This is a genomic window from Pseudomonas sp. zfem005 (genome assembly GCF_032621735.1).
In the GTDB taxonomy this organism is placed as follows: Bacteria; Pseudomonadota; Gammaproteobacteria; order Pseudomonadales; family Pseudomonadaceae; genus Metapseudomonas; species Metapseudomonas solani.
In genome coordinates this window covers 359,755-374,673 of sequence record NZ_JAVYJE010000005.1, presented here as the reverse complement: position 1 = coordinate 374,673, position 14,919 = coordinate 359,755, and the positions used below count along the sequence as shown (strand labels likewise).

Genomic DNA, 14,919 nt, shown 5'->3' with positions numbered 1-14,919 from the left:
GACTTGGCGCAGCGGCAGGAATAATTTCCAGACCCATGAAATCGACCTCCCTGATGCTGCGCCAACAGATTATTACCGCCATTACATACTTGGCGGGTTGACCAGTACCTACACAGAAACCCGCCCTCGAGGCGGGTTTCTTCTTTCTGTCTCCTGGGCCCCAAGCGAACCGCAGGAGACGCCATGCAACCTTCCCCCCTCGTCCAGGCCGTGCAACGGGCGGACCAGCTGATCAATGCCGGGCGCTTCGATGCGCTGATGGATTTCTACACCGACGACGCCGTGCTGGTGGTGCGCCCGGGCCTCAACGTCCAGGGCCGCGACGGCATCCGCCGCGCCTTCGATGCCATCGCCGCGCATTTCCAGCACAGCCTCTGGGTCAGCCAGCGCGACCTGCAGGTGATGGAGACCGGCGACACCGCCCTGGTGATGGGCCGTGCGCGCATCCAGTGGCGCTCCAGCGATGGCTTCCTGTCCTTCCTCGAACGCAAGGCCACCTACGTGTTCCGCCGCCAGGCCGACGACAGCTGGCGCTGCGCCGTGGACAACTCCTATGGCACCGACCTGCTCGATGCCGTCACCGGGGAGGCCGTGGCATGACCGACTCGCTGCTCAAGGGCTATGTGCAGAAGATCCTCCGCGCGCCGGTGTACGACGTCGCCATCCAGACGCCCCTGCAACCGGCACCGCGCCTGTCCCAGCGCCTCGGCAACGCCGTGCTGCTCAAGCGCGAGGACCTGCAGCCGGTGTTCTCCTTCAAGATCCGCGGCGCCTACAACCGCGTGTCCCAGCTCAGCGCCGAGCAACGTGCGCGCGGGGTGATCGCCGCGTCCGCCGGCAACCACGCCCAGGGCCTGGCCCTGGCGGCGCGCCAGCTGGGCATCGAGGCGACCATCGTCATGCCGCGCACCACGCCGGAGCTCAAGGTCCAGGGCGTGCTGGCCCGGGGCGGCAAGGCGGTGCTCCACGGCGACGCCTTCCCCGAGGCCCTGGCCCATGCGTTGCGCCTGGCCGAGGAGCAGGGCCTGACCTTCGTGCCGCCCTACGACGACCCCGACGTGATCGCCGGCCAGGGCACCGTGGCCATGGAGATCCTGCGCCAGCAGCCGGGCGAGCTGGACGCCATCTTCGTGCCGGTGGGCGGCGGTTCGCTGATCGCCGGCATCGCCGCCTACGTGAAATACCTGCGCCCCGAGGTGAAGGTCATCGGCGTCGAGCCGGAGGATTCCAACTGCCTGCAGGCGGCCATGGCCGCCGGCGAGCGGGTGGTGCTGGAGCAGGTGGGGCTGTTCGCCGACGGCGTGGCCGTGGCGCAGATCGGCGCGCACAACTTCGAGGTCTGCCGCCAGTATGTGGACGAGGTGCTCACCGTCAGCGCCGACGAAATCTGCGCGGCGATCAAGGACATCTACGACGACACCCGCTCCATCACCGAGCCGGCCGCTGCCCTGGCCGTGGCCGGGATCAAGAAGTACGTGGCCCGCGAGCGCTGCGAGGGCCGCACCCTGGTGGCCATCGACTCGGGCGCCAACGTCAACTTCGACCGCCTGCGCCACGTGGCCGAGCGCGCCGAGCTGGGCGAGCAGCGTGAGGCGATCATCGCCGTGACCATTCCCGAGCGCCCGGGCAGCTTCCGCGCCTTCTGCGAGGCTTTGGGACGGCGGCAGATCACCGAGTTCAACTACCGCTTCCACAGCGAGGCCGAGGCGCACATCTTCGTCGGCGTGCAGACCCACCCGGAGAACGACCCGCGCGACGCGCTGGTGAGCGGCCTGCAGGCCCAGGGCTTCCCAGTGCTGGACCTGACCGACAACGAGCTGGCCAAGCTGCACATCCGTCACATGGTCGGCGGCCGCGCCGACGGCGCCCTGCACGAGCGCCTGCTGCGCTTCGAATTCCCCGAGCGGCCCGGCGCGCTGCTGAATTTCCTCAACCAGCTGGGCGGGCGCTGGAACATCAGCCTGTTCCACTACCGCAACCACGGCGCCGCCGACGGCCGCGTACTGGCCGGCCTGCAGGTTCCCGACGACGAGCTGCACCTGCTGCCCGCCGCGCTGGACGCCATCGGCTACCCCTGGTGGGACGAAAGCGACAACCCGGCCTACCGCCTGTTCGTGGGGTGAGGGGGGAGCTAGCGGATGGACGGGCCTGGCGCGGCGTCCTGTAGGGGCGACTTCAGTCGCCAAGCGGCGCGCAGCGCCGCCGGCTTGGTGGGAGCGAATTCATTCGCGATTGAGAGGGCGGCGCGCGCCGGGTTTCACCCGACCTACATGTCGCTCAACCATCGTGCTCACGTGTGACACCGCATTGGTGGAGGTAAAAAGCGACCTCCACCCTACACAGCGGTCATGCCCGCGCGGTGCACGTTTTTTGTGGGAGCGAATTCATTCGCGATCGGGGCACCAGGCGGTGACCCCGGCGGGAATCAGCGACGGACCAGCAACACACCCGATTCCATATGGTGGGTGTAGGGGAATTGGTCGAACAGGGCGCAGCGCTCGATGCGGTGGGTGTCGTGCAGCTGGGCGATGTTGGCGGCCAGGGTCTCCGGGTTGCAGGAGATGTAGAGGATGCGCTCGAAGCGGCGGGTCAGCTCGCAGGTGTCCGGGTCCATGCCGGCGCGGGGCGGGTCGACGAACACGGTGCCGAACTCGTAGGCCTTGAGGTCGATGCCGGCGAGGCGGCGGAAGGGGCGCACTTCGTTGAGGGCTTCGGTCAGCTCCTCGGCGGAGAGACGCACCAGGGTGACGTTGTCCACGCCGTTGTCGGCGAGGTTGGCCAGGGCGGCGTTGACCGAGGTCTTGCTGATCTCGGTGGCCAGCGCCTTGCGCGCGCGGGTGGCCAGGGGCAGGGTGAAGTTGCCGTTGCCGCAGTACAGCTCCAGCAGGTCGTCCTCGCGCTCGCCCATGGCTTCGAAGGCCCAGGCCAGCATCTTCTGGCACACCTCGCCGTTGGGCTGGGTGAAGGCGCCTTCGGGCTGGCGGTAGCGGAAGGCGCGGCCGGCGACGGTCAGCTCTTCTTCCACGTAGTCGCGACCGATGACGATGCGCTTGCCCTTGGAGCGGCCCACCAGGCTCACGCCCAGGTCGGCGGCGAGCTTCTCGGCCTCGGCCTTCCAGGCATCGTCCAGGGGGCGGTGGTAGCAGAGGGTGATCAGCGCGTCGCCGGATAGGGTGGTGAGGAACTCCACCTGGAACAGCTTGAACGACAGCACCTGGCTCGCCTGCCAGCCGGCTTTCAGGCGCGGCATCAGCTCGTTGATGCGGCGGCTGGCGATGGGGAAGTCCTCGATCAGCACGGGGGTGAACTTGTCCCCGGCTTCGAACATGGCGTAGTGACGGGTCTCACTGCCGGTCTCGCGCCACAGGCGGAACTCGGCGCGCAGGCGGTAGTGCTCGCGGGGCGAATCGAAGACGTCCGGTTGCGGTGCGTCGAAGGGCGCCAGCAGTGCCTTCAGGCGCTCGGCCTTGTCGGCGAGCTGCGCGGCGTAGCCTGTGGGATCAAACTGCGGGCGGCTCATCAGTGGAAGAACCCCATCTTGATCACGAACAGCACGGCGAGGATCACCAGCGCCGGGCTCAGCTCGCTGTAGCGGCCGGCCAGGGTCTTGATGGCGGCCCAGGCGATGAAGCCGAAGGCGATGCCGTCGGCGATGGAGTAGGTGAAGGGCATGGCCAGGGCGGTGATCAGCACCGGGGCGGCGGTGGTCAGGTCGCTCCATTCGATCTCGGCCAGGCCCGAGGCCATCAGCACGGCGACGAAGAACAGCGCCGGCGCGGTGGCGAAGGCGGGCACGCTGCCGGCCAGGGGCGAGAGGAACAGGGCCAGGAGGAACAGCACGGCGACCACGACGGCGGTGAGGCCGGTACGGCCACCGGCGCTGACGCCGGCTGCGGATTCGATGTAGCTGGTGGTGGTCGAGGTGCCCAGCAGCGACCCGCCCATGGCGGCGGTGGAGTCGGCGATCAGGGCGCGGCCCATCTTCGGCATGTGGCCGTCGGCGCGCATCAGGCCGGCCTTCTTGGCCACGGCGATGAGGGTGCCGGAGTTGTCGAACAGGTCGACGAAGAGGAAGGCGAAGATCACGCTGACCAGGCCGATTTCCAGTGCGCCCTTGATGTCCAGTTGCAGGAAGGTGGGCGCCAGGGACGGCGGCATGGAGACGATGCCACCGAACTTGGACACGCCCAGGCCGATGCCGGCGAGGGTGACGGCGAGGATGCCGATCAGCACGGCGCCGGTCACCTTGCGGGCTTCCAGGGCGATGATCAGGAAGAAGCCGAGCACGGCGAGGATCGGCTCGGGCTTGGTCAGGTCGCCCAGGGTGAGCATGGTCACCGGGTGGGCGGCGACGATGCCGGCCTTCTGCAGGGCGATCAGCGCGAGGAACAGGCCGATGCCGGCAGCGATGGCCGAGCGCAGCTCCAGCGGGATGCTGTTGATGATCCATTCGCGGATGCGGAAGATCGACAGCACGAAGAACATGCACGCCGAGATGAACACCGCGCCCAGGGCCACCTGCCAGGTGTGGCCCATGTGCAGCACCACGGTGTAGGTGAAGAAGGCGTTCAGGCCCATGCCGGGGGCGAGGGCGATGGGGTAGTTGGCGATCAGGCCCATGACGGTGGAGCCGATGGCGGCGGCCAGGCAGGTGGCGACGAACACCGCGCCCTTGTCCATGCCGGTTTCACCGAGGATGGCGGGGTTGACGAAGAGGATGTAGGCCATCGTCAGGAAGGTGGTCAGGCCCGCCAGGACCTCGGTGCGTACGTTGGTGTCGTGCGCTTTGAGTTGGAACAGTTTTTCCAGCATTTTCGCTCCCCGTGACGTCTTCGCGTCTGTTGGCCCGGACTGGATAGCAGTCAAGCACAGCGCCTGCGGTTGGGCGCCGTTTCTGCCAGCCCGGCAAAAAAGGCGCGCATCATACCAGCTCCCCTGGGGGCGGTGAATTTATGACCAGACGGGCAGCTCGGGTTTCGTCGTGCGGCCCGCCCGGGCAGAAACCCTGAACCTCGGCGAAGACCGGCCAGTCCACCAGAAAGATGCGGGTATCCACACCCGCGCACCGCCCTTCGGGGCCGGACGAGACGAGCCTGAGGTCAACATGAGTTCCCTATCCAGCCTGCGCCGTGGCCAAACCGCCGTCGGCCATCCGATCCAACTGGTCATCAACGGCGAATCCCATCGGCTGCAGGTGGAGCCCTGGACCACCCTGCTCGACCTGCTGCGCGAGCGGCTCGACCTGGTGGGCACCAAGAAGGGCTGCGACCACGGCCAGTGCGGCGCTTGCACCGTGCTGCGCAATGGCGTGCGGATCAACGCCTGCCTGGCCCTGGCGGTGATGCAGGACGGCGCCGAGATCACCACGGTGGAAGGCCTGGAGCGGGGCGGCGAGCTGCACCCGATGCAGGCCGCGTTCATTCGCCACGACGCCTTCCAGTGCGGCTACTGCACGCCGGGGCAGCTGTGCTCGGCGGTGGCCCTGGCCAGCGAGAACCACGCCCACGACCGCGACGGCATCCGCGAGCAGATGAGCGGCAACCTGTGCCGCTGCGGCGCCTACGCCAACATCCTCGACGCCATCGAGGAGGCGCTGCCCGCCTGCCGGGGCGCTGCCAAGGGGAACGCCGCATGACGCCCTTCAGCTACGAACGCCCCGAGGAACTGGACCAGGCCCTGAAGCTGGCCGGCCCCCACGCGCGCTTCATCGCCGGTGGCACCAACCTGGTGGACCTGATGAAGGAGAACGTCGAGCGCCCCGAACGGCTGATCGACATCACCGCGCTGCCGCTGCACGGCGTGCTGGTCGGCGAGGACGGCGGGCTGCGCATCGGCGCCCTGGTGAGCAACGCCGACCTGGCCTGGCACCCGCGCGTGCAGAGCCATTTCCCGTTGCTGGCCGAGGCGCTGCTGGCCGGCGCTTCGCCGCAGTTGCGCAACATGGCCACGGTCGGCGGCAACCTGCTGCAGCGTACCCGCTGCCAGTACTTCTATGACGTGGCCACGCCCTGCAACAAGCGCGAGCCCGGCAGCGGCTGCCCGGCGCGCGCGGGGCTCAACCGCAATCACGCGATACTCGGCGCCAGCGAACACTGCGTGGCCACCCACCCTTCCGACATGTGCGTGGCCCTGGCGGCGCTGGAGGCCAAGGTGCACGTCGCCGGCCCCGGCGGCACCCGGGTGATCGTCTTCGCCGACTTCCACCGCCTGCCCGGCGACGAACCGCAGCGCGACAACCTGTTGGCGGCGGACGAGCTGATCACCGAGGTCGAGCTGCCGCCTTCGCCCTTCGCCCGCCACAGCGCCTATCTGAAGATCCGCGACCGCGCTTCCTACGCCTTCGCCCTGGTTTCGGTGGCGGCGGCGCTGCGCGTGGAGCAGGGCACCGTGGCCGAGGCGCGCATCGCCCTGGGCGGTGTGGCGCACAAACCCTGGCGCCTGCCGGACGCCGAGGCGGCACTGGTGGGGCGCCCCTGCACACCGGCGGCCTTCCGTGTCGCCGCCGACCTGCTGCTGCAGGGGGCCGAGGGCCTGGGGCGCAACACCTTCAAGGTGGAGCTGGCCCGCCGCGCGGTGGTCCGCGCCCTGGCCGACGCCGCCAAGGGAGGGCTCCGGGCATGAGTGCATCGCCACTGGGCAAGGCCCATGACCGGGTGGACGGCCGTGACAAGGTCACCGGCCGCGCCCGCTACGCTGCCGACTTCGCCGTGCCCGGCCTGTTGCATGGCTGGGTGGTCAACGCGAGCATTCCGCGCGGACGCATCCTCGCCATCGACAGCCGCGCGGCCGAGGCGGTGCCCGGCGTGCAACTGGTGCTGACCCACGCCAACCGCCCGCCCATCGCCAGTTATGACGAACCCTACGAGGACGCCGACGCCGCCGACGGCTCGCCGTTCCGCCCGCTGTACAACGACCGCATCCTCTATAGCAGCCAGCCGGTGGCACTGGTGGTGGCCGAGACCCTGGAGCAGGCGCGCCACGCCGCGCGCCTGGTGACGGTGGACTACCAGGCCGAGCCGCACCAGACCGACCTGCTGGCCGCCCTCGACGACGCTCACCTGGCCCCGGCGTCGCTGCCCGAGCCCCGGGGCGATTGCGCCGGCGCCCTCGCCGGCGCGGCCCTGCGCATCGACGTGAGCTACAGCTCGCCCATCGAGCAGCACAACCCCATGGAGCCCCACGCCGCCACGGTGGTCATGCAGCCTGACGGCGCGCTGCTGGTCTACGACAAGACCCAGGGCACGCAGAACAGCCAGCAGTACATCGAGCGGGTATTCGGCCTGGAGCCGGGCCAGGTGCGGGTGATGGCGCCCTTCGTCGGCGGCGCTTTCGGCTCGGCCCTGCGCCCGCAGTACCAGCTGGTACTGGCGGTGATGGCGGCGCTCAAGCTGCAGCGCTCGGTACGGGTGACCCTGACCCGGCAGCAGATGTTCAGCTTCGGCTATCGCCCGCGCACCCTGCAGCGCCTGAGCCTGGGCGCCGCCGCCAATGGCGAGCTGCGCGCCCTGCGCCACGAAGCGGTGGGGCAGACCTCGCGCTTCGAGGACTTCACCGAGCACGTGGTGGAGTGGTCCGGGATGCTCTACCAGTGCGACAACGTCGAACTGGGCTACCGCCTGGCGCCGCTGGACGTCTACACGCCGCTGGACATGCGCGCCCCCGGCGCCACCCTCGGGGTCTTCGCCCTGGAGTGCGCCATGGACGAGATGGCCGCCGCCGTGGCCATCGACCCGCTGCAGCTGCGCCTGACCAACTACGCCGAACGCAACCAGAACGAAGGCAAGCCCTTCTCCAGCAAGGCCCTGCGCGAGTGCTACGCCCAGGGTGCCGAGCGCTTCGGCTGGGCGGCGCGTGACCCGCAGCCGCGCAGCATGCGCGAGGGCCACGAGCTGCTCGGCTGGGGCATGGCCACCGGCGTGTGGGAGGCCATGCAGAGCCCGGCCAGCGCCCGCGCGGTGATCGATGGCGACGGCCACCTGCACCTGAGCAGCGCCACCACCGATATCGGCACCGGCACCTACACGGTGATGACCCAGATCGCCGCCGCCAGCCTGGGGCTGGACATGGCGCGGGTGACCTTCAGCCTGGGCGACTCGCACCTGCCGAAGGCGCCGCTGCAGGGCGGTTCCTTCACCGTCTCCTCGGTGGGCAGCGCGGTGCAGCAGGCCTGTGTGGCGCTGCAGGACCGGCTGCTGAAGACCGCCGTGGAGCTGGAGGACTCGCCCTTCGAGGGGCTGACGCGGGAGCAGGTGGAGTTCGTCGACGGCGAGCTGCGGGTCATCGGCGCGCCGGAGCTGGCGCTGGGCTATGGCGAGATCGTCCGTGCCGCTGGCGGCGCGGCCCTGGAAGCCCGGGTGGACGCCAAGCCGGACGACAAGCGCGACGCCTATTCCACGGCCAGCCACTCGGCGGTCTTCGTCGAGGTGCGGGTGGACGAGGCGCTGGGCGTGGTGCGGGTCAGCCGGGTGGTCAGCGCCATCGCCGCCGGTCGCGTGGTCAACCCGAAGATGGCGCGCAGCCAGATTCTCGGCGGCGTGGTCTGGGGCATCGGCATGGCCCTGCAGGAGGAGACCCAGACCGACCATGCGCTGGGCCGGCACATGAACCACAACCTGGCCGAGTACCACATCCCGGTGCACGCGGACATCGGCGATATCGAGGTGATCTTCGTCGAGGAAGAGGACGAGGTGGTCAACGCCCTGGCCTCCAAGGGCGTCGGCGAGATCGGCATAGTCGGGGTCGCGGCGGCGGTGGCCAACGCCATCTGGCACGCCACCGGCAAGCGCATCCGCGACCTGCCGATCACCCCCGACAAGCTGCTCTGATCAATCGCCGCCGTGCAGGCGGTCGCGGTTGGCCAGGGTGGGGAAGAGCTTTATCCACAGGCCGGTGATGAGCAGGGTGCCGACCCCGCCCATCACCACCGCCGGCACGGTGCCGAACCAGGCGGCGGTGACGCCGGACTCGAACTCGCCGAGCTGGTTGGAGGCGCCGATGAACAGGCCGTTGACGGCGCTGACCCTACCGCGCATCTCGTCCGGCGTGTGCAACTGCACGAAAGCGCCACGGATGACCATACTGATCATGTCTGCCGCGCCCAGCACCGCCAGCACCGCAAGGGAGAACCAGAACGAGGTGGACAGGCCGAAGGCGATGGTGGCCACGCCAAACACGCCCACGGCGGTGAACATGATGCGCCCCACCTGGCGTTCGATGGGGAAGCGTGCCAGCCAGAACGACATGGCCAGCGCGCCCACCGCCGGTGCCGAGCGCAGCAGGCCGAGGCCCCAGGGCCCGGTGAGCAGGATGTCCTTGGCGAACACCGGCAGCAGCGCGGTGGCGCCGCCGAGGAGCACGGCGAACAGATCGAGGGAGATGGCGCCGAGGATGTCGCGGCGGCTGCGGATGAAGCGGATGCCGGCCAGCAGCGAGTCCAGGGAGGCGCGCTCCTTGCGCAGCACCTGCTGGCGGCTGGACAGGCTCAGCATCAGGCAGCAGGCGATGCCGTAGAGCACCGCCACGGGGCCATACACCCAGAGGCTGCCGAAGGCGTAGAGCAGGCCGCCGACCGCCGGCGCGACGATGGTCGCCGCCTGCATCGCCGAGGCGGCCGCGGCCACGGCGCGCGGGAACAGCTCCGTCGGGACGATGTTGGGCAGCAACGCCTGGGTCGCCGGCATTTCGAAGGAGCGTGCCGCGCCGAGGGCGAAGGCGAGGAGGAAGATCATCTCGCGGCTGATGGTGTCGGTGGCGCTGCCCAGTACCAGCGCGACGGCGATCAGCCCCTGGACCGTCTGGCACAGCGCGGCCACGTGGCGGCGGTCGTAGCGGTCGGCCACGTGCCCGGTATGGAGCATGAACAGCACGCGCGGGAGGAATTCCGCCAGGCCCACCAGGCCCAGGTCAAGCACGTTGCCGGTGAGTTCGTAGATGTGCCAGCCGATGGCCACGGTGAGCATCTGGAAGCCGCTGGCGGTGCACACGCGAGCGAACCAGAACGCCATGAACGGGCGGTGGTGACGCAGCAAGAGGGCCTGGGACATAGGTCGGGAAAATGCTTAGGAGGCTATCGGATGCGCAGATTAGCACCTTGCCCCGGCGCCGAAAATCGGCGCGACGCCCCGGCACCCGAGGCGTGCACCTTCGTGCCAGGAATTTATTCTGACCGAGCGGCCAATTTTTTCTTGTCTGCCGATTCGGTTCCATTAGAATCTGACCTTCGAGTCAGAAACCCTCTCGACCATTCTCATCGACCCCGAGCCTCGGGGCCGACGGATTACTACGCACAGGAAACAGGGGCCGGCACAGATCGCGCCCCAAGGATCGGGTATGTCCAACCGTGAGTTATCCCGACGCGCCTTCTTGCAGGGCAGTGTCATCGCAGGTATCGGCATCACGCTGGCACCACTGGGCAGCAAGGCCTTTGCTGCATTGTTCGAGGACAAGGTCACCGCCTCGCCGCAGCCCTGGTACACGCCCGGCGGCCAGGCACGAGCGCGCATCGACGGCGTTTCCAAGGCCTGTGGGGCCAAGGTCTTCGCCCGTGACATCCGCGCCAAGGACATGCCCGGCTGGCCCCAGCGCCAGGGCCATGCGCTGCTGATCAAGGCGACCCGCGCCGACCAGCTCTACGCCGGCCTCGACCTGTCCATGCTCGGCGACGAGCTCAAGCCCGATCGCCTGGTCACCGCGGCGGACCTCGCCCGTGACGGCATCGGCTTCCCCGAAGGCCACAACCTCGACCCCTTTCTGCCGGAAGGCCAGGTGCCGATGTTCATCGGCCACCCGGTGGCGATGGCCATCTGGACCGACTTCGACCGCTACCGCCGGGCCAAGAACATCCTCAAGTTCAACGAGAAGGTGGTGCGCTACGGCGCCAAGGCCGAGCTGTACCAGGCCGACCCCTACGGCAGCTTCCGCTTCGTGCGGGTGGGCGGCGAGACGGCGTTCGAGCCGGACGTGTTCTCCAGCCTCAAGGACAGCATGCTGTTCCCCATCATCCGCCAGCGCAAACCGGTGTGGAGCCAGCAGGCCAAGATCAACGGCGACCTGACCCAACAGGGCCTGTACTACGCCGAGCGCATGGAGCAGCAGCTCAAGGCGCCGCCGGAAGACTGGCTGGTGTTCGACGAGCGCTTCACCACCCAGTCCATCGAGCCGGCGGCCCTGGAGGCCGACAACGGCAACGGCTGGTATGACGCCGAGAGCGGCACCCTGCACTTCGTGGTCGCCACCCAGTGCCCCTTCGAGGTGGCCGAGCAGACCGCGCACATGCTGGCGCCGTCGCGCTTCAAGGTGGCCACGCTCAACCTGCACCCGGGCTACACCGTGGGCTACGGCTCCAAGGACAACAACATCTTCGTCTTCTACGCCGCGCTCGCCGCGATGTACGGCGAAGGCGTGCCGGTGCGCCTGGCCAACGACCGCTACGAGCAGTTCCAGAGCGGCATCAAGCGCCACCCCTTCGACATGCACTACCAGCTGGCGGTGAACAAGCAGGACCACAGCTTCCAGATCTTCCGCGCGCACATGGACGTCGACGGCGGCGGCCGCGCCAACTACAGCTCCTCGGTGGCGGCGGTCGGCGCCACGGCGGCGCAGTCCATCTACTACCTGCCGCAGAGCGACCTGGCCGCCACCGCGTACCACTCGCGCGGCGTCGAGGCCGGTTCCATGCGCGGCTACGGCACCCTGCAGACCATGGCCGCCACCGAGATGATGGTGGACGAGGTGGCCGGCCGCCTGGGCCTGGACGCCATCGAGCTGCGCAAGAAGAACGTGTTCAAGACCGGCATGAAGAACACCCAGGGTGCGATTCCCGCCGGTGCGCTGCGCCTCGACGAGATTCTCGAAAAAGCCGCCCAGCACGAAATCTGGCGCACCCGCGCGGAGCGCAAGCAGCGCTTCGACGCCGAGGACCCGGACAACCTCTACGGCGTCGGCTTCGCCATGTGCCAGAAGGACTTCGGCACCGGCTCCGAGGCGCCCCTGGCGAGCCTGGAGATCACCGCCGACGGGCGCGTGCTGCTGCGCCACGTGGCCATCGACATGGGCACCGGCATGGCCACCTCCCAGGCACTGCTGGCCGCCGACCACCTGGGCCAGCCGGCCCATGAGATCAAGACCGGCGAGACCGACTGGCACGAGCTGGGCCTGGTCACCAGCGGCAACCCCTACATCATCAGCCAGGCCGACCAGGACGCTGCGTTGAAGAACCCTCGCTGGGTGGGCAAGCTGGCGTCGCCGTCCTCGGCCACCAACTCCGCCTACTACTCCGGCCACGCCACCCGCGAGGCTGCGCGCATCATCTTCAACTTCGGCCTGTGGCCGGCGGCGCTGAGCATCTGGGGCCGTGGCGAGTACAACGGCTCGCTCAACCCCTACGTGGTGCGCCGCGAAGACGCCCACTGGAAGGATGGCGCCCTGAGCGCCGGCGGCATGCCGCCGATCCCCTTCGAGCTGCTGGCGAAGAAGGCCCATGACCTGGGCCTGGTCACCGCCGCCAGCGTGCACGGCTTCAACCGCTGGAAGTGGGCCTCGGCCGAGTTCGAGATCAACGGCGTGCGCGAGAGCCTGCCGCTGGACGCAGTGGCGGTGAAGTACGGCGCCGGTGCCGACGCCGGCAAGCGCGCCCTGATGACCCGCAACGGCTACCACCTGCTGGACCGCGTCTCGGTCAGCTACCCGGAAACCCAGCTCAATAACGCCATGGTCACCTACTACAGCCCGGTGGCCACCCTGGTGGAGATCAAGGTCAACAAGGGCAGCGGCCAGGCCACCGTGATCAACCACCATTCCTGGATGGAGTGCGGCCGGGTGATCGTCCCCGAGCTGGTGCTCGGCCAGCTGGAAGGCGGCATCGCCATGGGCATCGGCCACGCGCTGATGGAGGAAATGCCGCTCTACGAAGGGGGCCCGGGTGAGGGCACCTGGAACTTCAACCGCTACCAGCTGCCCCGGGCGAAAGACGTCGCCGTGTGGTCGCAGACGGCGGAGATCCTGCCGCCGCTGTCGCCCAGCGACCCGGCCAAGGGCATCGCCGAAGTGGTGATGATCCCCGTGGTCGGCGCCATCGTGAACGCCGTGGCCCACGCCACCGGCAAGCGCCTGCGCGACCTTCCCCTGACTCCGGCCCGCATCAAGGAGGCCCTCCATGGCTAACCGCGCGCTCAGCATGAACATCAACGGCCAGGCCGTCGGCCCCATCGAGGTGGCGGACGACCTGATGATGATCGACTTCCTCCACGAGTACCTGAACCTCACCGGCTCGCGCCTGGGCTGCGGCCAGGGCGTGTGCCACGCCTGCGTGGCCATCCTCGACAAGCCCGACGGCACCAGCGAGGAAATCCGCACCTGCATCACCGGCGCGCATTTCTTCGCCGGCAAGAAGGTGCGCACGGTGGAGGGCCACGCCCAGCTCGACGACAAGGGCGAGGTGAAGAGCCTTAACCCCATCCAGCAGAAGTTCGTCGACCAGTTCGCCTTCCAGTGCAGCTACTGCACCCCCGGCTACGTCAACGCCGCCACCGTGCTGGTGGAGAAGCTGCAGCGCCAGCCGATCAAGCGCAGCGAGCTGGAGGGCGAGATCGACAACGCCCTGGGCAAGCACATCTGCCGTTGCACCGGTTACGTCCGCTACTACAACGCCGCGCGCGATGTGGTCGAGGAACTGGGTCTGGTGAAGGAAGGCTGATGATGAAAGCACTGCTGATCGCTGCCGGGCTGCTCCTGCCCCTGGCCGCCACCGCCGCGCCCGAAGCGCCCGCCGACAAGGCCCTGATCGAGCGCGGCCGCTACATCTCCCGCGCCGCCGACTGCGTGGCCTGCCACAGCATCGAGGGCAGCGCCCCCTATGCCGGTGGCCTGCCGCTGGAGTCGCCCTTCGGCACCATCTATGGCACCAACATCAGCCCGGACAAGGAGCACGGCATCGGCCACTACACCGCCGATGACCTCTACCGCGCGCTGACCCAGGGCGAGAAGCCCGATGGCAGCAAGCTCTACCCGGCGATGCCCTACACCTCCTACCACCTCATCACCCGGGAGGACTCCGACGCCCTCTACGCCTACCTGATGAGCCGCGAGCCGATCCCCAAGGCGAGCCCGCAGACCAGCCTGACCTTCCCGTTCAACCTGCGCTTCGGCCTGGCCTTCTGGAACATGCTCTACAAGAACCGCGTGCAGATGCAGCCGGCGGAGGGCAAGAGCGAGGCCTGGCAGCGTGGCCAGTACCTGGTGGAAGCCCTCGGCCACTGCGGCGAATGCCACACCCCGCGCAACGCGCTCGGTGCCCTGCAGCAGGACCAGCGCATGGAAGGCGGTGTGCTCCTGGGCTACCTGGCGCCCAGCCTGAAGGCCGAGGCGCTGGCCGCCCGTGGCTGGACCACCGACGACCTGGCGACCTTCCTCAAGCACGGCATCAGCGCCCAGGGCTCGGTGTTCAACGAGATGTACCCGGTGCTGCACCACAGCCTGCAATACCTGCCGGAGGTGGATCACCAGGCCATGGCGGTGTTCCTCATGGGTGACCAGCCGCCGGCTCCGGCGACCATCGCCACCCGCCCGCTGGCCGAGCTCACCGCCAGCGGCCAGGCCGGTCGCCAGGAGTACCTGAACCTCTGCGCCGGCTGCCATGGCGCTGAGGGGCAGGGCATCCCCCACGTGGCGGTGGCCATGGCCGGCAACACCACCCTGCGCCAGGAGGATTCGCGCAACCTGCTGCGGGTGATCGACGACGGCATCCGCGAGCAGCAGTTCACCGGCTTCGAACGCATGCAGCCGATGCCCGGTTTCCTGCATGATCTTGATGACGCGCGGATGCGCGATCTGCTCAACTACCTGCGCCAGACCTGGGGAGGATCGCCCGGGGACATCGGTATGGAGAGCGTCTCCCAACTGCGAAGCGAAAAGGTTCACTGA

Annotated in this window: 11 protein-coding genes; 8 read left to right on the top strand and 3 right to left on the bottom strand. The window is 68.7% G+C overall.

Features of this window, described 5'->3' with window-relative positions; genetic code table 11:
• The first annotated feature begins 183 nt into the window (after positions 1-183).
• Together RTW82_RS13930 and ilvA are read left to right on the top strand one after the other, a co-directional pair.
• Positions 184-600, top strand: coding sequence for a YybH family protein (locus RTW82_RS13930; protein WP_316925434.1), 417 nt, complete (start codon positions 184-186; stop codon positions 598-600).
• Positions 597-2,123, top strand: coding sequence for a threonine ammonia-lyase, biosynthetic (gene ilvA, locus RTW82_RS13925; RefSeq protein ID WP_316925433.1), 1,527 nt, complete (start codon positions 597-599; stop codon positions 2,121-2,123). Before RTW82_RS13930 ends, ilvA begins: the two co-directional genes overlap by 4 nt.
• Positions 2,124-2,425: 302 nt before the next feature.
• On the opposite strand, the gene trmA is transcribed toward ilvA, so the two are convergent.
• Complete coding sequence (gene trmA, locus RTW82_RS13920) at positions 2,426-3,520, bottom strand: tRNA (uridine(54)-C5)-methyltransferase TrmA (protein ID WP_021218819.1); 1,095 nt, start codon at positions 3,518-3,520, stop codon at positions 2,426-2,428.
• Complete coding sequence (locus tag RTW82_RS13915) at positions 3,520-4,812, bottom strand: NCS2 family permease (RefSeq protein WP_263403943.1); 1,293 nt, start codon at positions 4,810-4,812, stop codon at positions 3,520-3,522. Before RTW82_RS13915 ends, trmA begins: the two co-directional genes overlap by 1 nt.
• A 292-nt stretch (positions 4,813-5,104) precedes the next feature.
• On the opposite strand from RTW82_RS13915, the gene RTW82_RS13910 reads away from it, so the two are divergent.
• The 3 genes from RTW82_RS13910 to RTW82_RS13900 are packed head-to-tail and all read left to right on the top strand — an operon-like array spanning position 5,105 to position 8,825.
• Positions 5,105-5,635, top strand: a complete 531-nt coding sequence (locus tag RTW82_RS13910; RefSeq protein WP_316925432.1) for a (2Fe-2S)-binding protein — start codon at positions 5,105-5,107, stop codon at positions 5,633-5,635.
• Complete coding sequence (locus tag RTW82_RS13905; RefSeq protein ID WP_316925431.1) at positions 5,632-6,621, top strand: xanthine dehydrogenase family protein subunit M; 990 nt, start codon at positions 5,632-5,634, stop codon at positions 6,619-6,621. Before RTW82_RS13910 ends, RTW82_RS13905 begins: the two co-directional genes overlap by 4 nt.
• A complete protein-coding gene (locus tag RTW82_RS13900) occupies positions 6,618-8,825 on the top strand; it encodes a xanthine dehydrogenase family protein molybdopterin-binding subunit (protein WP_316925430.1) in 2,208 nt (735 codons plus the stop codon). Before RTW82_RS13905 ends, RTW82_RS13900 begins: the two co-directional genes overlap by 4 nt.
• On the opposite strand, the gene RTW82_RS13895 is transcribed toward RTW82_RS13900, so the two are convergent.
• On the bottom strand, positions 8,826-10,043 hold the full coding sequence (locus RTW82_RS13895; protein WP_316925429.1) for an MFS transporter: 1,218 nt from the start codon (positions 10,041-10,043) through the stop codon (positions 8,826-8,828).
• A gap of 286 nt (positions 10,044-10,329) precedes the next feature.
• On the opposite strand from RTW82_RS13895, the gene RTW82_RS13890 reads away from it, so the two are divergent.
• From RTW82_RS13890 to RTW82_RS13880, 3 genes are read left to right on the top strand one after another with little or no spacing between them, the layout of a single operon-like run.
• Positions 10,330-13,161 carry a xanthine dehydrogenase family protein molybdopterin-binding subunit gene (locus RTW82_RS13890; protein WP_316925428.1) on the top strand — a complete coding sequence of 944 codons (2,832 nt, stop codon included), beginning with the start codon at positions 10,330-10,332 and terminating at the stop codon, positions 13,159-13,161.
• Complete coding sequence (locus RTW82_RS13885) at positions 13,154-13,693, top strand: (2Fe-2S)-binding protein (protein WP_021218812.1); 540 nt, start codon at positions 13,154-13,156, stop codon at positions 13,691-13,693. Before RTW82_RS13890 ends, RTW82_RS13885 begins: the two co-directional genes overlap by 8 nt.
• A 2-nt stretch (positions 13,694-13,695) precedes the next feature.
• The gene (locus tag RTW82_RS13880; RefSeq protein ID WP_316925505.1) at positions 13,696-14,919 is read left to right on the top strand and encodes a cytochrome c; all 1,224 of its coding nucleotides are present in this window, start codon (positions 13,696-13,698) and stop codon (positions 14,917-14,919) included.

Bases quoted from the DNA above. Each gene is read 5' to 3' on its own strand.
- RTW82_RS13930 (WP_316925434.1), top strand. From the start codon at position 184: ATGCAACCTTCCCCCCTCGTCCAGGCCGTGCAACGGGCGGACCAGCTG.
- ilvA (WP_316925433.1), top strand. From the start codon at position 597: ATGACCGACTCGCTGCTCAAGGGCTATGTGCAGAAGATCCTCCGCGCG.
- trmA (WP_021218819.1), bottom strand. From the start codon at position 3,520: ATGAGCCGCCCGCAGTTTGATCCCACAGGCTACGCCGCGCAGCTCGCC.
- RTW82_RS13915 (WP_263403943.1), bottom strand. From the start codon at position 4,812: ATGCTGGAAAAACTGTTCCAACTCAAAGCGCACGACACCAACGTACGC.
- RTW82_RS13910 (WP_316925432.1), top strand. From the start codon at position 5,105: ATGAGTTCCCTATCCAGCCTGCGCCGTGGCCAAACCGCCGTCGGCCAT.
- RTW82_RS13905 (WP_316925431.1), top strand. From the start codon at position 5,632: ATGACGCCCTTCAGCTACGAACGCCCCGAGGAACTGGACCAGGCCCTG.
- RTW82_RS13900 (WP_316925430.1), top strand. From the start codon at position 6,618: ATGAGTGCATCGCCACTGGGCAAGGCCCATGACCGGGTGGACGGCCGT.
- RTW82_RS13895 (WP_316925429.1), bottom strand. From the start codon at position 10,043: ATGTCCCAGGCCCTCTTGCTGCGTCACCACCGCCCGTTCATGGCGTTC.
- RTW82_RS13890 (WP_316925428.1), top strand. From the start codon at position 10,330: ATGTCCAACCGTGAGTTATCCCGACGCGCCTTCTTGCAGGGCAGTGTC.
- RTW82_RS13885 (WP_021218812.1), top strand. From the start codon at position 13,154: ATGGCTAACCGCGCGCTCAGCATGAACATCAACGGCCAGGCCGTCGGC.
- RTW82_RS13880 (WP_316925505.1), top strand. From the start codon at position 13,696: ATGAAAGCACTGCTGATCGCTGCCGGGCTGCTCCTGCCCCTGGCCGCC.